This is a genomic window from Caproiciproducens galactitolivorans (assembly GCF_004768785.1).
Lineage (GTDB): Bacteria > Bacillota > Clostridia > Oscillospirales > Acutalibacteraceae > Caproiciproducens > Caproiciproducens galactitolivorans.
Genome location: NZ_SRMQ01000001.1, coordinates 314,664 through 335,844, shown reverse-complemented (window position 1 = coordinate 335,844; position 21,181 = coordinate 314,664). Strand labels below are relative to the sequence as shown.

27 protein-coding genes are annotated in these 21,181 nt (G+C 43.2%); 2 read left to right on the top strand and 25 right to left on the bottom strand.

Annotation, left to right across the window (positions count from 1 at the left end; genetic code table 11):
• Window positions 1-18: 18 nt before the first annotated feature.
• Genes CAGA_RS01600 through CAGA_RS01590 form a run of 3 tightly spaced genes read right to left on the bottom strand, consistent with a single transcriptional unit; the run spans window position 19 to window position 1,601 of the window.
• Window positions 19-591, bottom strand: coding sequence for a DUF4825 domain-containing protein (locus CAGA_RS01600; RefSeq protein ID WP_167875130.1), 573 nt, complete (start codon window positions 589-591; stop codon window positions 19-21).
• Window position 592: 1 nt separating this feature from the next.
• Window positions 593-1,261 carry a permease prefix domain 1-containing protein gene (locus tag CAGA_RS01595; RefSeq protein ID WP_135657005.1) on the bottom strand — a complete coding sequence of 223 codons (669 nt, stop codon included), beginning with the start codon at window positions 1,259-1,261 and terminating at the stop codon, window positions 593-595.
• Entirely contained in the window at window positions 1,254-1,601 is a 348-nt protein-coding gene (locus CAGA_RS01590; RefSeq protein ID WP_243112901.1) for a PadR family transcriptional regulator, read from the bottom strand. Before CAGA_RS01590 ends, CAGA_RS01595 begins: the two co-directional genes overlap by 8 nt.
• Before the next feature lie 234 nt (window positions 1,602-1,835).
• Between CAGA_RS01590 and CAGA_RS01585 the strand changes: the two genes are divergently transcribed.
• Both CAGA_RS01585 and CAGA_RS12570 read left to right on the top strand, forming a co-directional pair.
• Window positions 1,836-2,297 (top strand): superoxide dismutase family protein, encoded by a 462-nt coding sequence (locus CAGA_RS01585; protein ID WP_243112900.1) that lies wholly within the window; start codon window positions 1,836-1,838, stop codon window positions 2,295-2,297.
• 93 nt (window positions 2,298-2,390) lie between these two features.
• Entirely contained in the window at window positions 2,391-2,561 is a 171-nt protein-coding gene (locus CAGA_RS12570) for a hypothetical protein (RefSeq protein WP_167875129.1), read from the top strand.
• Between the two features lie 256 nt (window positions 2,562-2,817).
• On the opposite strand, the gene CAGA_RS01580 is transcribed toward CAGA_RS12570, so the two are convergent.
• The 22 genes from CAGA_RS01580 to CAGA_RS01475 all read right to left on the bottom strand — a co-directional run bounded on the left by CAGA_RS01580 (window position 2,818) and on the right by CAGA_RS01475 (window position 21,131).
• Entirely contained in the window at window positions 2,818-3,270 is a 453-nt protein-coding gene (locus CAGA_RS01580; protein ID WP_243112899.1) for a chemotaxis protein CheD, read from the bottom strand.
• Between the two features lie 29 nt (window positions 3,271-3,299).
• Entirely contained in the window at window positions 3,300-3,923 is a 624-nt protein-coding gene (locus CAGA_RS01575) for a chemotaxis protein CheC (protein ID WP_243112898.1), read from the bottom strand.
• Window positions 3,924-3,998: 75 nt separating this feature from the next.
• Window positions 3,999-5,468, bottom strand: coding sequence for a FapA family protein (locus CAGA_RS01570; RefSeq protein WP_135656999.1), 1,470 nt, complete (start codon window positions 5,466-5,468; stop codon window positions 3,999-4,001).
• 29 nt (window positions 5,469-5,497) lie between these two features.
• Window positions 5,498-6,193 carry a flagellar hook-basal body protein gene (locus tag CAGA_RS01565; RefSeq protein ID WP_135656997.1) on the bottom strand — a complete coding sequence of 232 codons (696 nt, stop codon included), beginning with the start codon at window positions 6,191-6,193 and terminating at the stop codon, window positions 5,498-5,500.
• Window positions 6,194-6,212: 19 nt separating this feature from the next.
• The gene (locus CAGA_RS01560) at window positions 6,213-6,950 is read right to left on the bottom strand and encodes a flagellar hook-basal body protein (protein WP_135656995.1); all 738 of its coding nucleotides are present in this window, start codon (window positions 6,948-6,950) and stop codon (window positions 6,213-6,215) included.
• A 12-nt stretch (window positions 6,951-6,962) separates the two neighbouring features.
• Window positions 6,963-7,736 carry a sigma-70 family RNA polymerase sigma factor gene (locus CAGA_RS01555; RefSeq protein ID WP_135656993.1) on the bottom strand — a complete coding sequence of 258 codons (774 nt, stop codon included), beginning with the start codon at window positions 7,734-7,736 and terminating at the stop codon, window positions 6,963-6,965.
• Window positions 7,737-7,782: 46 nt separating this feature from the next.
• Entirely contained in the window at window positions 7,783-9,840 is a 2,058-nt protein-coding gene (gene flhA / locus CAGA_RS01550) for a flagellar biosynthesis protein FlhA (protein WP_413814388.1), read from the bottom strand.
• A complete protein-coding gene (gene flhB / locus CAGA_RS01545) occupies window positions 9,834-10,901 on the bottom strand; it encodes a flagellar biosynthesis protein FlhB (protein ID WP_135656990.1) in 1,068 nt (355 codons plus the stop codon). Before flhB ends, flhA begins: the two co-directional genes overlap by 7 nt.
• A gap of 39 nt (window positions 10,902-10,940) precedes the next feature.
• The gene (locus CAGA_RS01540; RefSeq protein ID WP_135656988.1) at window positions 10,941-11,705 is read right to left on the bottom strand and encodes a flagellar biosynthetic protein FliR; all 765 of its coding nucleotides are present in this window, start codon (window positions 11,703-11,705) and stop codon (window positions 10,941-10,943) included.
• Window positions 11,706-11,741: 36 nt separating this feature from the next.
• Complete coding sequence (fliQ, locus tag CAGA_RS01535) at window positions 11,742-12,008, bottom strand: flagellar biosynthesis protein FliQ (protein WP_135656986.1); 267 nt, start codon at window positions 12,006-12,008, stop codon at window positions 11,742-11,744.
• A 27-nt stretch (window positions 12,009-12,035) separates the two neighbouring features.
• Window positions 12,036-12,788, bottom strand: a complete 753-nt coding sequence (fliP, locus tag CAGA_RS01530; protein ID WP_135657407.1) for a flagellar type III secretion system pore protein FliP — start codon at window positions 12,786-12,788, stop codon at window positions 12,036-12,038.
• The gene (locus CAGA_RS01525; RefSeq protein ID WP_135656984.1) at window positions 12,769-13,212 is read right to left on the bottom strand and encodes a FliO/MopB family protein; all 444 of its coding nucleotides are present in this window, start codon (window positions 13,210-13,212) and stop codon (window positions 12,769-12,771) included. The genes fliP and CAGA_RS01525 overlap by 20 nt, the downstream gene beginning before the upstream one ends.
• Before the next feature lie 28 nt (window positions 13,213-13,240).
• Entirely contained in the window at window positions 13,241-13,603 is a 363-nt protein-coding gene (locus CAGA_RS01520; RefSeq protein WP_135656982.1) for a response regulator, read from the bottom strand.
• A 34-nt stretch (window positions 13,604-13,637) separates the two neighbouring features.
• Window positions 13,638-14,744, bottom strand: a complete 1,107-nt coding sequence (fliY, locus tag CAGA_RS01515; protein ID WP_135656980.1) for a flagellar motor switch phosphatase FliY — start codon at window positions 14,742-14,744, stop codon at window positions 13,638-13,640.
• A gap of 18 nt (window positions 14,745-14,762) precedes the next feature.
• Entirely contained in the window at window positions 14,763-15,761 is a 999-nt protein-coding gene (gene fliM / locus CAGA_RS01510) for a flagellar motor switch protein FliM (RefSeq protein WP_135656978.1), read from the bottom strand.
• 95 nt (window positions 15,762-15,856) lie between these two features.
• The gene (locus CAGA_RS01505) at window positions 15,857-16,696 is read right to left on the bottom strand and encodes an OmpA/MotB family protein (protein ID WP_135656976.1); all 840 of its coding nucleotides are present in this window, start codon (window positions 16,694-16,696) and stop codon (window positions 15,857-15,859) included.
• Window positions 16,697-16,752: 56 nt separating this feature from the next.
• Window positions 16,753-17,607: a motility protein A gene (locus tag CAGA_RS01500; RefSeq protein WP_135656974.1), complete on the bottom strand. Its 855-nt coding sequence runs from the start codon at window positions 17,605-17,607 to the stop codon at window positions 16,753-16,755.
• Between the two features lie 30 nt (window positions 17,608-17,637).
• On the bottom strand, window positions 17,638-17,841 hold the full coding sequence (locus tag CAGA_RS01495; RefSeq protein WP_135656972.1) for a flagellar FlbD family protein: 204 nt from the start codon (window positions 17,839-17,841) through the stop codon (window positions 17,638-17,640).
• 73 nt (window positions 17,842-17,914) lie between these two features.
• Window positions 17,915-18,760, bottom strand: coding sequence for a flagellar hook-basal body complex protein (locus CAGA_RS01490; protein ID WP_135656970.1), 846 nt, complete (start codon window positions 18,758-18,760; stop codon window positions 17,915-17,917).
• Window positions 18,761-18,843: 83 nt separating this feature from the next.
• A complete protein-coding gene (locus tag CAGA_RS01485) occupies window positions 18,844-19,245 on the bottom strand; it encodes a TIGR02530 family flagellar biosynthesis protein (RefSeq protein WP_135656968.1) in 402 nt (133 codons plus the stop codon).
• A 48-nt stretch (window positions 19,246-19,293) separates the two neighbouring features.
• The gene (locus CAGA_RS01480) at window positions 19,294-19,773 is read right to left on the bottom strand and encodes a flagellar hook assembly protein FlgD (RefSeq protein WP_167875128.1); all 480 of its coding nucleotides are present in this window, start codon (window positions 19,771-19,773) and stop codon (window positions 19,294-19,296) included.
• A gap of 17 nt (window positions 19,774-19,790) precedes the next feature.
• A complete protein-coding gene (locus tag CAGA_RS01475) occupies window positions 19,791-21,131 on the bottom strand; it encodes a flagellar hook-length control protein FliK (protein ID WP_135656964.1) in 1,341 nt (446 codons plus the stop codon).
• Window positions 21,132-21,181: the final 50 nt, after the last annotated feature.

Below are 21,181 nucleotides of genomic sequence, written 5' to 3'. Positions count from 1 at the left end.
AGGAAAAAGGAATGTCCGTCAACCGGACATTCCTTCTTTTTTCTGTCTAAGGGTAACTTCCGTAAATATTCTTTCCACATCGCCCGTCTTCTTGAGCTTTTCCTGCATAGCGTGCCAGCTCGATTCATTTAGCAGAGCTTTCAGGTCCCCATACTGTTTTTCAATGTCCTTTCGCCGTACCGTAAAACACTGATCTGTAAAGTCATATTTTAACGACTGCAAATTGTCAATCAACGCGAACCCGGCAACGGAACTGTATAAAATCTCCTTTTGCAGCCTGTTTTTTCCCATTCCCGAAGCGGTTCCTTCAAAATGGATTTCAAAGGTAAAGGTATCCGGATTTTGGCTGTAATTGCGGGGATAGTCACTAAGCGGTAAATGAGAAAACAGATTGATATTGTTTGGAGCGTTCCCCATATATTTATTTTTATAGGGTAAAATGCTTTGCAAATCATGCGAAGTTACTTCCTGCTGCGCCTGAGCATAAGCTTTTTCCACCTGATACTGTTTGTTTCGGATTTGTATAGTTGCAAAAACAAAAAAAATACCGATAATCCCCAGCGCAATAATAATCCTATCTCTCGTTTTCATTTCACTCAACCTCATACTTTAATGCCAGCCGTTCATTCAAGCCAAAAATGAACGGAATGACAATTGTTAAAAGCGGCAAAAAATAATTTACCAACATATTTCCCAAAGCATACGGGCCGTCAATATGAACCGGCCTTGAAAACCATAAATTGCTTCCGAAATAAACACAGGTGGTCATAACGAAAGAGAACAGGAAATACATCGACCAAAGAACCCAAACAACCCTTTTCACTTTTCTGTAATACAGTATGTTTACATACACCGTTTGCTTTTGGCATTGTTTTCCTCTTTGCTTTAAAAAATAGATATAATAGACACCCGCAATTAGAATGACAAAAGCCAATAGATAGGATAATGCAAATACAGAATAAAATACGCGCAGAGGAATTGTTATCACCCAAACCGACAGAAGAGAAATTAACATCCACTGCATACGTTCGCGGCAGAAGGAAAAGCGGTCAATTTTTATATTTCCTTCAATCAGGCTGTCCACCTCTGTGATGCTGTTCCGGACTTGATCAAATGCTTCGTCCGGGCTGAATCCCGCGGCAATTAAATCCATTCTTTTTGCTTCCAGGTTTGTGTAGACTTCTTCTTTTAAATCACGTATTTTTGAAGTCTGGCGATATTTTCTAAATAGAGAGTCAACATACTCTTTTAATTTATTCATTGCAGTTTCCTCCTTTAATCAGCTTATCGATTAAATCCCGGGCAATATTCCATTCTTCAACCGCCGAATGATAGGCTTTCAGCCCTAACGGAGTAATTTTGTAATACTTCCTGCGCCCTCCCTGGCTTTCATCCCCCCAATAGGACGAAATCATTTTTTGCGATTCCAGCCGCTTTAGGCTTGTATAGAGGGAGGGTTCTTTTAAATCGTAATTTTCGTCGCTGTTGCGATAAATCGCCTTCATGATTTCATATCCGTAATTATCATTTTCATACAGAACACGAAGGATCATTGTATCAATATGCCCCCGTATTAAATCGCTGCTAATCCTGCCGCCCACGCTTCTCACCTCGATGAACATCATAACACATATTACTATGTGTGTCAATGTAGTTTGCCATGTGTTTTCCTCTATATACGTAATCATCTTACCTGATGGAAAAATCCCGTATCGGTTGTCCGGCAATGAGGATATTTCAGCCGTAGGAACCATTCTATATTCTATATCATACAATGAGCTCAGGAGGCGGTTTCATTGTACTCAGATCCTCAATTCAGTCAATTAGCGTATATCTTGAATCGTCCACCGGAGGCTCAGGCTATTATAAAAGGCAGCGCGAGCTATCCCAATATAAACGGCGTCGTGCTGATGTACCAGTTAAGTACCGGTGTTTTATTGTTAGCAGAAGTGCAGGGTTTGCCCCACAATGCCGAAGAATGTGCAGCGAACATATACGGTTTCCATATTCACGAAGGAAGCCCCTGTACCGGAAATGCCGAAGACCCGTTTGCAAACACAGGTTCACATTATAATCCAGGGAATTGCCCGCATCCCGCGCATGCCGGTGATTTGCTGCCGCTGTTCGGCAATATGGGGTACGCTTTCATGGCGTTCTTTACCGATCGATTCACAATACGGGAAGTAACCGGGCGTACAATCGTTGTGCACTTGAAACCGGATGATTTTACAACCCAGCCGTCCGGAAATTCCGGAACCAAAATAGCCTGTGGCCAAATCGTCTATACCGGAAAATAAAGGGTTGGGATTTTGAGGCTTATGCCTTTCCAATTGAGCATCCTATTTTCGGTAACTAACCATATAGAAATAAATTGTACGGGAGAGAATGACATGGAGATGAATAAATACAACTGTACAAATCCAAATAGAATCCACATTTCAAATGCACCGAAATACAAATTGGCGGAACCTAAAAAGGAAGAGATTGACCTGGTTCAAGAATTTAAAAAGAATCCAGATTCCTTTTTTCCTTCTATAATTCCACCTGCTAAGCCACACTAAGGACTTTTTATTCTTATACCTCAACAGCCCTTTCCTTTAATCGCCCATAAACTGTGCTCCGCTTTGTACGAGATAGGCTTTGTATTCCGGTCATGCAACAAAAATCTCCTTTTGCGAAAATATGCAGGTTTGAACCGCATAAAAAGCAAAAGGAGGTTTTCTTTCCCACCGGCCAAGCCAGCGGTTATTGTTCGCAAAAGCAATACAAGGAAAGGCTTTCTTCCTGTTACACAAGAAAGTCTTTCCTTGTATCCTTTTAAAACGTCTTAACGCCGTTTGAAAAGGATTTGACAACCATACGTCCGTCCTCTGTATAAAAATAAACCGTCCTGCCATAATTTAATCCTGTATCCTCCGCGCAAATTCGGATTTGAAGCTGCGCCAAACAATTTTTAACAGAGGCAACATTGCGCTGGCCAATATTTCCGAAAGAGGAATCGCCCGCCACGTCGAACATTTTTGCTCCACCGGCTATTTTTGCAATGATTCTTCTGCGGCTGCAACCTAATCTTTCCATTTGCTGCACCATGTCCGGAATACAAGTATCGGCAAAACGGTTTCGATTTTCTTTAGGATTATTAACCGGATAATTTGGCAGCATGATATGCCCCAAGCCGCCGATTTTCAACACCGGATCATATAAACAAATCCCTACGCAGGAACCAAGCGCATAAGTTACCAGCGAATCATCAAATTTTACGATCTTCATATCCGATATCCCGATTGTAAATAAATTACTCATAACGCAATACCCAATTTCTCCATTAATCTATTTAAGGAATCGATCGAAGGTACCAGCAACATATTCGCCGTAACGTCTTTCGTTCCACTGAGGAAGTCATCTTCGATAAAAATAATTTTATCGGAAACAGAACCCATTTCAAGTGCCGGGACGCTTAAAAGAGCACCCACCATATCAACTGTAATCGCGGGCACCGTCGTTTTTAAATTCATCTGAGACAGCGTTCCAATTGAACCGGTATATGCTGCAATCATAATATTTCCGATTTCGGAAATGGCCGAAAGCTCCATATCCGACAACTTATCACAACTTACTTCCTTGACCCCAAGAAGGGATGTCAAAATGGTTTTAGCAAAATCCTGTTCAATAATGAACATCATAATCCCTTCAATATCGCCGCTCAGTTTTGACAAAATGCCAATAACCACATTCTCCGGACCGCCCAGCAAATTTGCCGCATCGCTGATATCCAATATCTTAACAATCGGTGTTGACATGTCCACTTCTGTATTCAGCATCTGCGAAAGGGATGTAGCAGCGTTTCCCGCTCCTATATTTCCTAGTTCTTTTAATACGTCAATGTGCATGTCGTTGAGTTGTTCTAAATTTAAAATTGTCATCTCATTTCTCCATTCCGCCGTATTTCGGCAATAAACCAAAATTTCCAACCTTCTGAGGCTGCATTTGATATAAAGTCAGAAATCCGAAGGCAAAACAGGGTTAAATACGATTTGGTCAGAATTTATATAGAATTTCATATTGCTGTAATCAGCCGTCAGCGTAAGATTATAGGGACCGATTGACATTTTTGTACCAATATACACAACGCCAGTTCCGACAATCTTAAATTGGAAAAGGCTGTTTCTTTTCTCGTCTGTCTGTTTAATTTTATCCTTGATCTCCTGTATTTCTTCAGCCATTTTTGCTTTCCTTAGAATTGCAGCCTTAATCATCTGGTTTTTCTGTTCCGGATTTAACTGACTATCCGCTTTAATATGTACCCTTAATTCTGAAAACTTGTTCTGGAAATCCTCCAGATCGTTTTCCGCGTTGGTTAACTGCTGTTCCAAAGCTTCCTTACTCTCTTGATCGGAATTGGCGGTAAGCAAATCATTGAGTGTGCTCGACTGAATGGAAACCGCCGTCTTTCCAGAGGTTCCTGTTCCAATATTTCGTGCCACGATCTTCTGACCGGCCTCATATTTCCCCCCGATTAAGGAAGCTTTTCTCCCTTTTAGAATGATAGATCCGCCCGCCTTCGCCCTGCAGGTCATCAGCACATCCGCATAGATGTCTCCCTCTGCCTCCAGAACCGCATTTTCGAAATATTTCCCGACAATGTTACCGCCGGCTTTTAAGGTCCCTCTTCCCATTCCGTTCATGCCGTTGGATATGGTTATGTTCCCCTGCGCTTCTATGAAGGCTCCTTCCGCCATGCCGCGGATGGTGATGTCTTTCCCCGCTGTTACGGAAAACCCTTCCCGGACATCTCCCTGTACAATTACGGATCCGATCGCCTTAATATTCCCGGAAGCACTATTAACGTCTCCGCGAACAATAAAAACTTCATTTACATCAATTCTGGATTTTTTAAATTCGATGCAGCCATCCACTCCGGCAACCAGAGCGAGCCCATCTTCGGAAACCTCGGTATTGAGTCCCGCAGGAAGGACCGGAGAACGCCCGGGCTTAAAAGAAACCTCCCGGTTATAAACATCCCTTCCGTCTTTTCCGGGAGTCGGAGGAACAATACGGCAAAGTTCTTCCCCTTTCGAGATATTTTTTACTGTACCCAAATCACGGAAATCCACAGTACCGTCTTCTCTTTCTTTCGGACGAAAATCCGTATCCGTGTCGAAGTTGTAGGTAATATATCCGTCTTCCCCGTCCACCGGCGGATCTCCCTGGGCACAAAGGAGTTCCATATAGTACTTTTTCCCGTCGCAAAAATCGCGTATTGCCGCTTCGCGGATGCCATACGTAACTTCTTTTTCCGTAAGGTAATTGAGCACTTCGTCATATGTAACGACTTGATCGGCAGCAGCCGGCTTTACTCTTAAGTAGGCAGCCATGCTGTCAACCGAAACCGTAAGATCAAACTGAGGCTTTGGCTCTTCTTTTTGCGCTTCTTGTTCTTCCAAATGCGAATCCGAATCCAAACTCATTTTTATCTCCTCTCAATCCCCATATGATTTTATCTTAAAGAATTCACCGTCTGCATGATGTCATCGGAAATCTGTACAATTTTCGAGTTAAACTGGAACGCACGCTGATATTCGATCATGGAAACCATTTGATCTGCATTATCAACGGAGGAATCCTCAAGAAATCCGTTTTTCACCTCCGGATTTCTCACTACGCTGGCATTCCCGGACAGCGTAGTCGCCTTAAAACAGGTATTTCCCGCACGTTCAAGTCCGCCTGTATTCGAGAACGAAAAGACGCCAACCGTGGGGCTTTCATTTTCGCTTGCCACAGAAATGGGATGCCCATTGGCGTCCAACACATGATTTCCAGCGGAATCAACGAGATAGCCCTTGTCATGTTCGAGAGAAATATGGAAATTCCCGTTGCGGGTGTATTGTACGCCATCTTTGGTCTGTACGGCAAAAAAAGCGTCGGGCTGCATCAAACAATAGTCCAAGGCACGGCCGGTCTGCTTCGGAGCCCCCTGTTCAAACAGCGTATCCGTTTTCTGAAGCCTGGTGCCATGCCCGCTTTTCAATTGCTGATTTCCGTACTGGATGTTCGTATACAGGAGATCGGAAAACGTGGCAGTAGACGCCTTATAACCTGTTGTTGCAAGATTCGCAACATTATTTGCCGTAACGTCAATCCCGTTTTGCAAATTAATCGTGCCGGCCGCGGCCGTGTAAAAAGAATTGATCATACCATATCACCCTCTGCTCTTATATTTTTGCAATATTGGTTACCGAATTGGTAAGTACTTGGTCATACATTTTTAACGCCTGAGAGCAATTTTGCAGATTCCGCTGCGCGGAAATTGCTCTTGTCATTTCTTCCGCCGCATTCACATTGGAACCTTCTACTGTTTTCCAAAGAATGCTTGGATTCTGCATAAGCGCAGGCGCTCCGCCGGTGTAAGAAAACATCCCTTCTCCGGCAGCTTGCAAAGCAGTATAATCCGCGAAATTGTAAACCGCTATTCTGCCAACATTTCTACCATTCGCAAACAGATTTCCCTGCTCGTCCGCCTCGATTTGGTCCGTTCCCACCCGAATCGGGCCGTTGGCGCCTAAAACCCGCCCGACATTGTTCAGGGTAAGATAACCCTCGCTGTCAACATTAAAGCTGCCGTTGCGGGTATAAACCGTACCGTTGGTTCCCTGAACCGCGAAAAATCCGTCGCCCTTAATCGCAAAGTCCAGCGCCCGGTTGGTATTCTTCAAAACACCCTCCGTATGGATGGTATTTGTTTTATCTGCCACAGTTATTAAACTCACACTTCCGAGTTCTGTCCGCTGTGTATCCAACCGGTTTATCATCAAATTCCCAAATGTAGAAGTGGTTACCAATTTCTTTTTATATCCGGGAGTTTCAATATTCGCAAGATTATTACTGATTCCGGTTAAAACCCTGCTCTGCGTCAGCATACCGGAAGCGAGGGAATAAAAACCTCTGTCCATTTTCCTTCTCCTTTACTGATTCAAATATTCAGCCAAATATTTCTTTAATTTGCGGAGCGCGCTGGAATGAATTTGGGAAACCCTCGACTCGCTGATTTCCATGACACTCGATATCTCCTTGATTTTCAGCTGTTCCTTATAATACAGCGAAATGACAACCTGTTCCTTCTGATTTAAAAGCTTAATATCCTCGGCAAGGACATCCTGAAGCTCCTTTTCGGCTACGACCTGTTCCGGGCCGTGAATGGAATCGCTGGACTGGCTTACCTGAATATTTTCGACTCCCTTTTCATAGATCATCTCTTCGAAGGAAAGCATATTCAATACGCAGGTTTCCGCCTGCATTTTTTCATATTCCGATAAACTCACATTCAAGTATTCGGCCATTTCTTCATCGGTCGGGCCACGGCCTAAACGATGGCTTAAAGCATTTTCCGCCTCGCTAATATCCTTGGCAATCCGTTTCAGTCTTCTTGGAAAACAATCCTGCTTCCGTATGTAATCAATCATGGCACCGCGTACTTTAATGGATGCGTAGGTTTCGAACTTTACATTCTTTTCCGCGTCAAATTTTTCTACCGCGTCCAATAACGCGATCAGACCTTCATTGACGATATCCTCCATGTAGTTAAAATACTGGTAGCGGCCAACTGTCTTGAGCGCGATGCATTTTACGATATAGCTGTATTGTATAACAAGCAGATTTCGGATTTCCTGATCCTTTGTCTCATGGTATTGCTTCCATAAATCCACAGTTGAAACCTGTTCTGTTTCCAAATTTCTCAATTCAGCCGTCCCTCCCTTCAAAGATAAATTGATTTCAGCATGTCCATCATTCGATCGTTACATTCGCAACCGCCTGAATCTGTACATCGGAATTCAGCTCGTTGAATGACAAAACTACTGCATTTGGATAGAACTGTTCAAGCATTTTGCTGAAATAAATTCGAACAACGGGCGAAGTGAGTATAATCGGTACATTGATCACTTCTTTTACCCTGGTAATGCAGTCAAGCAGCTTTGATACGATCTTCTGCGTTGTTTGCGGATCAAGCGAAAGATAGGTGCCCTGATCGTTTTTGCTGATGGAATTTACAATCAGTCTCTCCACCTCGCTGTCCAGCGTAATAACCCTGATCTGTCCGCCGTCCGACCACTTGCGAGTAATCGTGCGCTTCAGCGCCTGTCTGACATATTCGGTTAAGACCTCCGGATCATGCACATTCGCGGCATGATCCGAAATGGTTTCGAGTATTGTTTCCATGTCCCGGATCGGAACGCCTTCTTTCAACAGGTTGCAAAGAATCTTTTGCAAACCGGAAAAGGAAATCATATTGGGCACAACATCGTCCACAAGCGTAGAACCGGTTTTCCGAATCGTATCCAGCAGCTGGTTCAAATCCTGTCTGGAAAGCAGTTCATACGCATGTTTGCGCACGGTTTCGGATAAATGGGTGACAACCACGGAGAGCGGATCAATAACCGTGTAGCCGTAAATCTCAGCAATTTCCTTTTTGTCCTTGGTAATCCATTTACTTGGGATTCCGTAAGCCGGTTCAATGGTTTCAATTCCGTCAATTTCTCCCGTCAGATTCCCGGGGTCAAGCGCGAGATAATAATCGACCAGAATCTCGCCCCGGCTGACTTCCTCTCCTTTAATTTTAATCACATATTGGTTCGGGTTCAGCATCCCATTGTCTCGCAGGCGGACTGCCGGAATAACCATGCCCATTTCCAAAGCAAACTGTTTGCGGAAGGTAACCAACCTTTCAATAAAGCTGCTTCCGCTGTTTTCATCGACCAATGGAATCAGGCTGTAGCCGAATTCCATTTCGATCGCATCAATTTGTAGGAGGTCATAAATGTTGTCAATATTTTTATAGTAGCTGGTTTCATCCTGCTCCGCCGCGGCTGCCTCCGGCACATTGGCTTTCTGGGCTTCAGCGACAATATCGTTTCTCTTTTTCAAATTGAAACCCGCCGCTAACAGGCCGATGGCTAAAATCAGAATTTGCACAACCGGCATTCCAGGAATAAAGCAAAGGCAAATCAGCGTAAATCCCGCAATGATAATGACAATCGGACGGGATAAAAACTGTTTGGTAACATCAATGCTCAGGCTGGAATCCGACGCGGCGCGTGTAACAATCATACCGGTTGCGGTGGAGATCATCAGCGCGGGCAATTGTGAAACCAAGCCGTCGCCGACAGTCGCAATCGAATAAATATTCAGAACCTCTGTAAAAGAGCTTCCGCCCTGCACCATACCAATCACGGTTCCACCAAGAAAATTGATGAAGGTGATAATGATACTGGCAATGGCGTCGCCCTTAACAAACTTGGTAGCACCATCCATAGCGCCGTAAAACTCCGCTTCACGCTGGATATCTTCTCTGCGCTGGCGTGCCATGGATTCATCGATAATACCGGAATTCAGATCGGCGTCAATCGCCATTTGCTTACCGGGCATAGCATCCAGCTTAAATCTTGCCGACACTTCCGAAACACGTTCGGAGCCCTTCGTAATAACCATAAAATTTACGATAACAATGATGATAAAGACAATAAAACCAACAACGACGTTTCCTCTTAAAACGAATTCTCCGAAGGTTTGAATCACCTGGCCTGCTTTTCCGGATTGCGTGAGGATGAGTCTTGTGGAGGAGATGTTCAAAGCCAACCGTAAAATTGTGGTCATTAACAGCATAGATGGGAAAATGGAAAACTGCAATGCGTTTTTTACATACATGGTCATCAGAAGGACCATAATGGAAAGGGATATATTTATGATAAACATCATATCCAACAAAGGAGCAGGCAAAGGAATGATGATAAATCCGATAATGATGACTACAAAAATCGCAACTGCGTTATCACGGATCTTCAATATTGCTTCGTCTCCTTCTTCATTGAGTAAACCCACGCCATAACCTCGGCAACAACTACATAAAACTGCTCGGGAATTTCCTTATCAACCTCTACAGTTTCATACAATGCCCGGGCGAGCGGACGGTTTTCCGTCATGGGTATATTGTATTTTTCAGCGATGTCAATAATTCTCAGCGCCATATAATCCTGCCCTTTCGCGACAACAATTGGGGCATTATTTTTTTCAATATCATATTTCAGAGCAACTGCAAAGTGGGTTGGATTTCGAACGATAACATCCGCGGTCGGCACCTGCTGCATCATTCGCTGCATGGATGCCTTGCGCTGTCTCTCCTTAATCTGTCCCTTAATAAACGGATCACCTTCGAGTTGCTTATATTCCTCCTTAATTTCCTGTTTTGACATGCGGATGCTTCTTTCGTATTCCCACCACTGGTACAGATAGTCCAAAGCCGCTATAAAAATAAAGGCGATGGAAAGTCGTATAACAATATCCATCAAGGAATTCAAAATAAACGAAACCGCCTGGGAAACATCTTGAAACATTAACTTTGTGAAAGATGCCGCTATATCTGTGAACGCGGTGTATAAGACATAAAAAATAACCGATATTTTGATCAATGCTTTCACAAGCTCCGCGATGGAACGAAGGGAAAAAAGCCTTTTCATTCCCTGAATGGGACTGATTCTGGAAAATTTGAACTTTAAATTCTCCTTGGAAACTTTCAGTTTCGTCTGCATGGCGGTACCAATGATACTCACCGCAACGGAAGTCAGCATTACCGGACCGGCCAATAACAGGATGGAAATGAGAACATCCCGCATGACATCGGTTGTAAAGGATTCGGAAAGTTCGTGAACGGTTTTTGTGTAAGTGATGTACCTGAAAAAAAAGTTTGAAAGATAATGATAAATAAATGGAAAGATTATTTTTAGTATTGTAAAGAGCGATAGGATAGAAAGTGCGCTGATTACATCGTTGCTTTGAAAAATATTCCCCTTTTTACGTTCGTCTTCCCGCCGTTTCGGGGTGGCTTTTTCTGTCTTGCTGCTGTCCGCCATATCATCCCCCCTTAAACCGGATGCAAGTCGATCTGAAGGCTATTTCAGCATTACAAAAACCTGACTGATATTATCGAACATTAAAGTAATCAGTCTTTCAAGGAAGGTAGAAAGAGACGGCACCATAATCAAAAAAATCAGGAATCCAAGGATTACTTTTACCTGAATGTTAATTACAAAAACATCAATCTGCGGAACGGCTTTCATAATCAGTCCAACAGCGATTTCTGCAATGAACTCCGCCGCCAGAACAGGAAGCGCCAATTTAACCGCATAAATCAGAATGAGGGAAAATAAGCTGACCAGATGCTGCGTCATTTCCGGCTTCAGCTCAAACTGATCGTAGGGAATCATCACGCTTAACTTTGTAAAAATCTGAATCAAAGTCAAGTGCCCGTTCACCGCAAAAAAGATCAGAACAAACGTCAAATTCATAAGGGACGCGGACAGCGGCATGGAAATATTGCTTTGCGGATCGTAAATCCTCGACATGGATATGCCGATCTGCATGTCCATATTTTCACCGCCGATCATGATGACGGATAAAAACAACTGGATGATATACCCGACAATATATCCGATGAGCAATTCCTTTAACAAACTGATGGAGAGCACGAGAAAGGACGCGATATGGATGGTCTGTGCCGGGACGAGATGATAAGAAAAAAACGAAAGCATCAGGGTAAGCCCGACTTTGAGAATTACCGGCAGGTTCTTTCTGCCCAGTATCGGGTTGAACAGGATACAGCCCGACATCCTCATAAATATGAAAAGCAGAAGGGTAAAATCATAATCCATATTCATAAAAAGCTTATGATCACACCTTCCAACTTTTATCTCTTAACTTAATTTCGCGATCATGCGAAAGATATACATGGTAAAATCGTTCATCGTCTCAAACATCCATGGTCCCAAAATCACCAAAATTACGCCAATTGCCACTAACTTCGGTACAAAGGTAAGCGTCTGCTCGTGAATTTGGGTTGCCGCCTGTAAAATAGAAACAATCAACCCCAATGATATACTGACGATCAAAATGGGTGCGGCAACCTTCAGCGCCACAAGCATCGCCGCCTGTAAAACCTCGTTAATCTGCGATATTGTCATAAGCAGCGTAATCCTTTCCTGTTTCGACTAAACATTAAAGCTTGCGGCCAGGGTTTTAAACAACAGTCCCCAGCCATCCACAAGCACGAAGAGCAAAAGCTTGAACGGAAGAGAAATCATGGATGGAGGAAGCATAATCATACCCATTGACATCAAGGTGCTGGATACGATCATGTCAATAATTAAAAATGGAATAAAAATCAAAAAGCCAATCAGAAACGCCCTTTTTAATTCACTTGTCATAAAAGCGGGAATAACAACCGTAATGGATAGCTCATTCACGGATTTTACCGGCTTGGCTTTTGAAAGATTAACAAATAAGTTTAAATCCTCCTTCTTTGTATTTTTCAGCATAAACGTCTTCATCGGCACGGCTGCCTTATGTAGAAATTGCTCCTGCGTAATTTTCTGTTCTTTATACGGCTGGTACGCCTGCGTATTCACTTCATTCACAACAGGCGTCATAATAAACAGAGACAGGAATAGTGCAATGCTGATCAAAACCTGATTCGGCGGCGTTTGCTGAAGTCCAAGTGCGTTCCGCAAAAAGGAAAGCACGATCACAATCCTGGTAAAGCAGGTTGTCATAATGAGAATGGATGGGATCAGAGCCAAAATCGTGAACATCTCGATAATCTCGAGCGTATTCATGCTCTTGCCATTCACATTCACACCAACGGAAGCCGCAGAAGCCTGTAAGGGAAGAAGAAAAAGCATCACGAGGGACAGTGTAACCAGAAGCAAGGTTTTTTTACCGATTTTATTTTTGTTCTTTCTCATCTTCGGCATTGTCAGTTTTTCTGGCCTTGCTGAAAACTGCGTCACTCAATTTCACATCCCATCCTGATTTTAACGTTGAATTTAAAGTTTCCAGAAAACCATCCTTGGGGACGGTTTCCAAGATATGCATTTCCGATTCATCCAGTTCCTTCAGGATTTCAACGGAATTGCTCGAAAAGCCGATAAGATATAACTTTTTGCAAACCTCAACAATTGCAAGGCCCTTGTCCTGCGTTAAAGCTAAGCGTTCTATGACTTTCATATTGTTTGAATTTGATATATTGTTCACGCGCTTTACCATAAACTGGCTAAATTTAGAACAAAGGTATAAAACCAAAATAATGGCAGCCAAAGAAAAGAAAAGCGGTAATATATCACTAAAAAAGCTCAGAAGCGGCAAAACAGCCACCATAAGAAATTTCAACGCATTTCCTCCCCTACGGCAAACAGGATTATCCCAGAATTCCGTTTACTGTTTTCATGATACGATCCGGCTTAAAGGGCTTCACGATGAAGTCTTTTGCGCCAAGCTTCAGCGCCTCAACAACCATTGCCTCCTGGCCCATAGCGGAACACATAACGACCTGTACGGATTCGTCTATCTCCTTCAGATTTTTTAAAGCTTCCAGCCCATCCATAACAGGCATCGTAATATCCATAAGGATTAGATCCGGCTTTTCCGCGTTATAAAGCGCAATCGCCTTTTCCCCGTTTTCGGCTTCAATAATATCCGTATAACCGTTTTGCTGAAGGGTGTTTTTTATCATCATCCGCATAAAAGCTGCATCGTCGACCAACATAATCTTCTTACTCATTTCTGTTCCTCCTATTTGCACCCTGCGGTGCGTGTTAAATTAATTTCATGATTTCACTATTGCTTAATACTTCTGTAATTCGTACACCATAAAAATCGTCTACAACGACAACATCCCCCTTTGCGATACGTTTGCCGTTTACAAAGACATCGACCTGAGAACCGGCTTGCTTATCCAATTCTATAATGGTCCCTGATGTAAAATCCAGAATATCTTTAATCGGCTTTTGGGTACGGCCGATTTCAACCGTAATTTGAAGCGGAACGGACATAATCATATTCAGGTTATTGTTTTGATCGTTCGTTAGCACGGTATCTTCCGCATCAAAGCTCTGATACGCAACATGTCCCACATTGTAATTCTGCGGCTGTTCGTAACTTGATACTGCTTCTACTACAGGAGCAGGTTTGCTTGCCACCGGCGCCGGTTTTTGCTGCTGTACCGGCTGTGGTTTGGAAGGCGCGGGCTGCGGCTTGGATGGAGCCGGCTGCGGTTTTGGCGGAACAGGTTCCTCTGCCGGTTGCTCTGCTGCGGCAGGCGCCCCAAAATTAAAGGAGCGGATGAGTTCTTTCGCCAGATCTGCTTTCATTAGGCTGATAAACTCGCTGTTTACCATATCGCCGATCATTAAATTGAAATGTACTGTAACAACATTTTCTTCGGTTTCAAAATATTTACTTTTAAACTGCTCGGAATCATTAATTGGGAAAGATGTCGGAGGTGAAATGTTAATAGCCATGTTCAGGAACTGTGAAAGCGCCGTAGCGGAAGCGCCCATCATCATGTTCATAACTTCACAAATTGCCCCAATACTCATTTCATCCATCACGAATTCCTGCTCAGAATAATCGGTATGAAGCAGTAAACCAACAATTACTTTTACATCGGATTCTTTTAAAATCAAAATATTCTTGCCGTCCAATCCGCTTACGTAATTGATTTCAACCGCAATTGCCGGTTCCATCGATTCAAAATGAACATCCTTCGAAGGCATCACTTCAACGCGGGGGGTTGTAATATTCACACGCTGTTCCAGCATTTCCGAAACGGAGGTCGCTGAAGAACCCAAACTGATATTCAGAATTTCTCCTATAGCGTCAATGTCCATAGCAGAAAAGATTTCTTCGTTATTCGGCTCCATAGAAATCACCTTTCTTATTTATTGTAGAGATTTGTTGATTTTAACGGCGTATTTTTTCTGCTTTGTTCCTATAACACCTGTAAACCATGGCAAGCCCTCTACTTCCAAAACAATTGAATCTTGATCCACCCGGGTATTGAGTGGAATAATATCGCCTGCCTGCAAATTAAGCAAATCTTTCAGGCTGATTTCTGTTTTACCTAACATTGCGCTAATAGTCAGCGGAGAATTCTTTAGTGTGTGCATAATTCCAAACTTACGCTGTTGTTCCACTGAAGGATCTTCCTTCTTGGGCAATTTAACATATTTCGAATTGAAAACTCGGAATACTTCCTCAAGCGAGGAAGCCGGAAGACAAACGTTGATATTCCCTTTTAAATTTTCAATCGTTACTTCAATGGCAATGATTGCGACCGCTTCATCGGGCTGCACCAGTTGCATCAGTCTGGAATTCGTTTCAATCATGTCTAAGGTATGATGGATTTCCATATAATTGCCCCATGCATTATCCATCAGGGGTAAAAGCTGTTTAAACACATACTCCAATAAAGAAAGCTCAATGTCGGTATAATCTCTTTCAATTTCATACCCCATGCCATTTCCGCCCAACAATCGATCCATAATGGAAAAAGAAATCTGGCGTGACATTTCAACCAAAACGGGTTTGTCGTCAATCCGGTTTTCTTCGCTGTTCATACCGATAATGGCAACCAGTATGGAATCGCCAAGGGCATTGTTGAACTCGCGGAACTCTTCTTCTTCCACTTGCAAAATCTCCATTTGGCAGGCGGAGCGGAGCATTCCGGCGAGCTGAAGACTGAACATTCGTGAAACGCTGTCAAAAACGTTGTCCAGTAGCTTCAACTGCTCCTTTGTGAACTTCTTTGGGGACATAAAGTCGTATTCTTTTACTTTAGGGCCGGCGGTTTGTTCTTCGATTTCCTTAAAGTCTACATGTCCGCTTTGCAGGCTTCCCAATAATTCGTCAATTTGCTTTTGAGACAATACTTCTGCCATAGGACCTCCTACTCCCGCATATTAAAATTTAAAACGTTTCATCCTATGCGGAAAACAAAACGCTGCTTACGTAAGAGCTCGTTATTTGCGTTGGATTATTTTTTGTCTGTATTCTTGTCTGCATTATTAATATCTTCATATACCTGATCCAAAACAGAACTGCTCTGTCCGGCTTTCGAAATATAAATTTCCACTCGCCTGTTTTTGGCCCGGGTAGCTTCTGTTCCATCATGGGGAACAATGGGCCTGTATTCTCCATACCCCTCGGAAACCATTTTAGCCGGATTGATAATATTTTTCAACTGAACATACAGCAGGACGTTCTTGGCCCTGTCCGAAGAAAGTGCACGGTCGAAGGCTTGGGCGGTAACGGAAGTTGAGTTGTTCGCGCGGGCCGTATGCCCGTAAAAACGAATCTCTCCAATTTGATCCGGTATATTTTTTATTCCGTCACAAAGAAAGTCCAATATCTTTTTTCCTTGATCGCGTAATTCCGCACTATCTCCGGAGAAAAACACGCTGTTTTGAAACGTAAGGAAAGTGTAGTTTTTCCCTTTATGTACATGCACAGAATCCTGTAAACCATTTCGATTTACATAATCGACCAAATATTTATACAGACTGTCAAAATCTGTGACTTTCCCGTCATCGGAATTTCCTGCTTTACTACTGGATGTTTCGGATTCTGAACCGGAAGAAGGCAGGCTTGTACTGTTGGCAGCAATTTGGATATTTTCCTGCGCAGCCTCCTGTGTGACTGCACTAGCCTGTTTATTAGCGGAAAATGCTTTGACAAGCTTTTCCCATTTGCCGGCATCCATGGTAGACATGGCAAACAGCATAACAAAGAAGGTAAGCAAAAGCGTCACCATATCGGAATAAGTATCAAGCCAGTTCGGGCCTCCGCTTCCGGGATTTGCCCGCTTTCTTGCCATTACATCACCCCTTCAGTTTTATATCTTACGGGAAAATTCCCCTGGATTGCTTTGTCTTAATGCTTTCCTTTTGTTTTTTTATCGTTGCTGCTGGAGGAAGCGCCCGCAAAAGTCCCAACCTTCTGGATCCTTTTGCTTTCATTGACGTAGGCATTCAAACGTTCTTCAATATGTTTCGGATTATCGCCCGCCTGTATTGCCACAACGCCTTCCACAACAATCTCTTTACAAACCATTTCCTCATCATGAAGCATATGTAATTTATGTGCCAGCGGAGTCAGCAAAAGGTTGGAAATCATAGAACCATAGAAAGTGGTTATCAACGCTGTTGACATACCGCGTGCCATTTTTGTCGCGCCACCGTCGGAATTCATATCCATATTGGCAAGCATATTAATCAAGCCAATCAGCGTACCAATCATACCAAACGCGGGGGCATAAGTTGAAAATCTCTCGTAGAATTGCCAGACATGCGAATGCCGGTCTTCCAGGCCATTCAGTTTGTCTTCAAGAATCTCCTTTACTTTTGCAGGGTCTATCGCATCCACAATCAGCATTATACTGTCCTGCATAAATGTATCTTTTAACTGGCTTGCTTTATCTTCCAGAGAAAGTAATCCCTTTCGTCTGGCTTCTTGCGCAAAGTCTACAATTGTATCGATATACTCCTGTGGCTTGTATTGATTTCCCCGCATAATAACCTTCATATGCTTTGGTATTCCCATGAAATAGGAAATCGGGAAAGAAATAACAGTTGCCGCAATTGTGCCGCCGAAAGTAATCGCCATACTTGGATAATCAACAAAGTTCCAAATTGTAGACCAAATAACACCGGCTGACTGATCAAATACAATGCCGAATATTACCAGCGCAAGCCCGGCTATAAACCCCACGATGCTTGTAAAATCCACACAAACACATCCTTGCGATAATAATAATTTTTAGTCCTTCAGCTTAACTGTATTTTTAAAAATTTCACGATTATAAAGAATTACTTTTTGAACAATTTCCTCACTATTCTCCGCAACTAAAAAATATTTTCCTGTTGTTAATGTTATTTTTGTTTCTGGAATACTTTCGATTGTTTCAATAAGGTTTGAATTAACGACAAAAGAAGTGCCGTTCAAATTGGTGACAGTTATCATCTCAATACCCCTTTTTCACAACTGACCGTTTCTGAAACCGTTTTCAGTTCCAGAAACGGCAGCTATAGAATCCTTATCTCTTCATATTTACGAGAGTTTCCATCATTTCGTCGCTAACGGTAATGATTTTGGTATTCGCCTGGAATCCTCTTTCATTGATAATCATCTGGGTCAGTTCGGTGGCAAGGTCGGTGTTGGAAGCTTCCAGAGCGCTTGTTACCAAGCTCCCGGTCTCACCGACTCCAGGAGTATAATACTTGATGGGATAACTATCATTTGCAACATTGTTTTCAGCTTTATAGTACGAACCGCCCTGCTGTGTAAGGCCAGAAGGGTTCGGGATATTCGCTAAAGCTATATAGCCCAAGGTTTTAATTTCTCCATCTTTTTCACCAGTTATTGCTCCGTCGCTGCCGATTGAAATGTTTTTATAAGTTGAATAATCTTCAACCTTAATCGGCTCGCAAGTACTTATCGCACCTGTCGGTTTTGTTGCCCCATTCGTACCGCAAACTAATTTTTTATTCCCATCGACAAGATTGCCATCTCCGTCAAACCCGAAGGAGCCAACGCGTGTGTAAAGGTAACCGTTCCCATCCTTTACTACAAAATATCCTTCGCCGTTAATATAGCAGTCCTTGCTGTTTCCGGTGGTTGCCATTCCGGCACGGGTATTCAGCACATCAATTGTTGCTGCAGTAGCACCATAACCAACTTGGGAGGGATTTGCGCCGCCGATACTGTTCGTCGCATCGGATTTAGAAGAACTCGCAAGTGTCTGATAAAAAACATCACGATAAGTCACGCGGGAAGATTTAAAACCGTAGGTATTAACGTTTGCAATATTGTTACCGATGACATCAATACCGGTCTGATACGCTTTTACGCCTGAGATACCGCAGTACATTCCTGTACTCATAAAACAATTCTCTCCTTTTCTATTTGGAACCGCATGAGCCTTTCTGTCATTCGAGACTCAAATAACTTCCTCAAGAGGTCCGGTTATATGATTACAGCTCCATCAATATTTGTAAAAATGTTGTCGGTCAATTCCTGACCATTCATAGTTGTAACGACTGTGCTGCTGGGAATATTCACGATAAAGGCCGTCTGCCCACTTAAGATCAGCGCGTCTTTAATTCCCTTTGCCCTTGCCTTTGTTACTGCGCTGTTAATTTGGGACAGCAACTGCCCGGATACCGGAATATTCCGGGAATCCATTCGCTGCAGCGCATGTTTGGAAAACGTAAGCTGCTGCTTTTGTTCAATAGCATTCTGAAATATCTTTCCGAATTCACTATCAGCCGGGTTTGTCTTTGGGGTCTGATTGCTTTTTGCCGGCGTTACGTTGTAATTCGGATTGATAAACGCAGAATAGCTCTTTTTAAATTGAATATCATCCATGACTAAACTCCTAACTGTAAAGACGATTCCGTTCGTACAGCGGATAGCCTAATTTGAATCTTCCGGGACTGTCAATTCAGGTGATGTTTCCGGAGACTTGTAAGTATCGGAATTGACTTGCATAACGGAATATAAATCGTATGCTTTTCCGTTCACAACCACACAAGGCGAACCGGATGAATAGTTAACATAATCTACAACACCCGTATCTTCAACATACTTTCCATTGGCGTCATAGCTGGCAACAACCACTTTTTTCCCAACAAGAGAAGCACCGTACTGCTCTAAAGAAAGCTGTCTTAAATCCTGCATAGCCTGTAACGAGGCAAATTGTGCCATCTGGCCAATGAACTCATTGTTATCCGTAGGATTTGTCGGATCCTGATTAGCCATCTGCGCCGCTAAAAGTTTCATAAAATCCGTCATTTCCAAAGAGGACTTACCGGTCTTTAATTCCGTGGCGCCAGATGTAGTATTTATGGAAGTTCTGGCGGTCCCGCTAAGACTATATGGATAAATCTGATTCAAAATACTCCTCCTTTCTCTTACATTGCTGAAACCTGATTCCTGAGCTGCTGCATCACAGTTATAAAGTCATCTGTGCTGCCGTTCGAGTCATCCAATGGAAGCCGAACGTTCTGCTTTTGCTCTCTTTCCTGCTGCGGCTGATTTTGTTGATTCTGCTGGCCTTGTTCATACCATGCGCGATCATGTGCTGCTTCGTTAATTTGAACCGGCTGGTTTACAGAGGTTTGCAGAATTGCTTTAATATCAGCGCTGTTTTCCAACAGCAAGCTCTGCGTTTTGGGATTCGCCGCCTGAATGGTCACACTCAGAACACCGTCCTGCATCGCCAGCTTAATAGAAACTTTGCCTAAATTTTTCGGATAAAGCTCCATTGTAAACTGATGGTTCCCTTGCTTATAGTTGTAAAGGACTTTGTCAGTAAGCTGAGTGGACAGGGCCTTCCCCGAAGCTTTTGCATCAGAAATCTTAATGACCACGTTCCCATTCTCATAGAGACTGGAAAGACGCGCATTGCTCTGGGACGCCGTATGAATCGGTATGGTTTCTTTTTTGTCCTCGGCTGTCATCGGCAATTTATCGCTTTCAGCGGAAGGCAATTCCGTTGCCGCTTGCTTTTCCGGTTTAACCTGATCCAATTTTCCAACAGCAAAAGCGGATTCCTGCTTAGGAAGCACTTTGCCGTCCTGTTTAGGAAGCTCGGCCTGCGCCGCCGTAGGCCGATTAAAGCCATTCATGGAAGGCTCCATTGCTACAGCCGGCTCTTTTTGCAAAGTGGAATTCTGTGTGTTGGTAAATACTGAATTTGACGGCTGCACCGGAACTTCCGCTTTCGCGGCTGTCGGATTGGAACTTGCTAACTGCGCAACCGGGGCATCCGGTTTTCCATTGCTCTGCAGAAATCCATTTCCGACTGCAACCTTTTCTGATATCGCATTTTCAGCCTGTGTTCCGACGGATTGCAGGAAAGCTGGCTGCGTTTCCATGGAGTGCACCATGACAACCTGTTTCGAATCTGCTTGTAAACCGGAAGCGGGCAAGAAAGACACCGCCTGCGTTCCGACTTGTGGCTGCAGCACATCTGGGACATCTGCAAAAGCAGGAGCTTGGCAGATTGGTGCAAATGGCGTTATGTTCGGCTGGATCGTTTGCTGATTCATTCCCGTGATGTTATCCAGATTTTTTTCATCCTTAGGGGGAACGGAAGATGTCTGCTTTGAATTCTCTTTGGTTATTGTTTTCCCAGACTGCTGCAACAAGCTTTCAAAAATACTGCCTGTGCCATCCTTTTTGGCTTGGGCCGTTTTTGTTTTCTGCAGAGCGGCGCTTGAGGCCACGTTCGTAGTTATTTGCTGTATCACATTTTCACCTCCATTATTTAATATTTATTTTATAAATTCTATAATAAAAG

Coding starts and splice junctions, on each gene's coding strand:
- CAGA_RS01520 (WP_135656982.1), bottom strand. CDS start 13,603: ATGAGTAAGAAGATTATGTTGGTCGACGATGCAGCTTTTATGCGGATG.
- CAGA_RS01570 (WP_135656999.1), bottom strand. CDS start 5,468: ATGAGTTTGGATTCGGATTCGCATTTGGAAGAACAAGAAGCGCAAAAA.
- CAGA_RS01575 (WP_243112898.1), bottom strand. CDS start 3,923: ATGACAATTTTAAATTTAGAACAACTCAACGACATGCACATTGACGTA.
- CAGA_RS12570 (WP_167875129.1), top strand. CDS start 2,391: ATGGAGATGAATAAATACAACTGTACAAATCCAAATAGAATCCACATT.
- fliP (WP_135657407.1), bottom strand. CDS start 12,788: ATGAGAAAGAACAAAAATAAAATCGGTAAAAAAACCTTGCTTCTGGTT.
- fliM (WP_135656978.1), bottom strand. CDS start 15,761: ATGGCAGAAGTATTGTCTCAAAAGCAAATTGACGAATTATTGGGAAGC.
- CAGA_RS01580 (WP_243112899.1), bottom strand. CDS start 3,270: ATGAAGATCGTAAAATTTGATGATTCGCTGGTAACTTATGCGCTTGGT.
- CAGA_RS01495 (WP_135656972.1), bottom strand. CDS start 17,841: ATGATAACTGTCACCAATTTGAACGGCACTTCTTTTGTCGTTAATTCA.
- CAGA_RS01595 (WP_135657005.1), bottom strand. CDS start 1,261: ATGAATAAATTAAAAGAGTATGTTGACTCTCTATTTAGAAAATATCGC.
- CAGA_RS01565 (WP_135656997.1), bottom strand. CDS start 6,193: ATGATCAATTCTTTTTACACGGCCGCGGCCGGCACGATTAATTTGCAA.
- CAGA_RS01490 (WP_135656970.1), bottom strand. CDS start 18,760: ATGAGTACAGGAATGTACTGCGGTATCTCAGGCGTAAAAGCGTATCAG.
- CAGA_RS01540 (WP_135656988.1), bottom strand. CDS start 11,705: ATGAATATGGATTATGATTTTACCCTTCTGCTTTTCATATTTATGAGG.
- fliY (WP_135656980.1), bottom strand. CDS start 14,744: ATGGAGCCGAATAACGAAGAAATCTTTTCTGCTATGGACATTGACGCT.
- CAGA_RS01600 (WP_167875130.1), bottom strand. CDS start 591: ATGAAAACGAGAGATAGGATTATTATTGCGCTGGGGATTATCGGTATT.
- CAGA_RS01505 (WP_135656976.1), bottom strand. CDS start 16,696: ATGGCAAGAAAGCGGGCAAATCCCGGAAGCGGAGGCCCGAACTGGCTT.
- fliQ (WP_135656986.1), bottom strand. CDS start 12,008: ATGACAATATCGCAGATTAACGAGGTTTTACAGGCGGCGATGCTTGTG.
- flhB (WP_135656990.1), bottom strand. CDS start 10,901: ATGGCGGACAGCAGCAAGACAGAAAAAGCCACCCCGAAACGGCGGGAA.
- CAGA_RS01560 (WP_135656995.1), bottom strand. CDS start 6,950: ATGGACAGAGGTTTTTATTCCCTCGCTTCCGGTATGCTGACGCAGAGC.
- CAGA_RS01485 (WP_135656968.1), bottom strand. CDS start 19,245: ATGGATGATATTCAATTTAAAAAGAGCTATTCTGCGTTTATCAATCCG.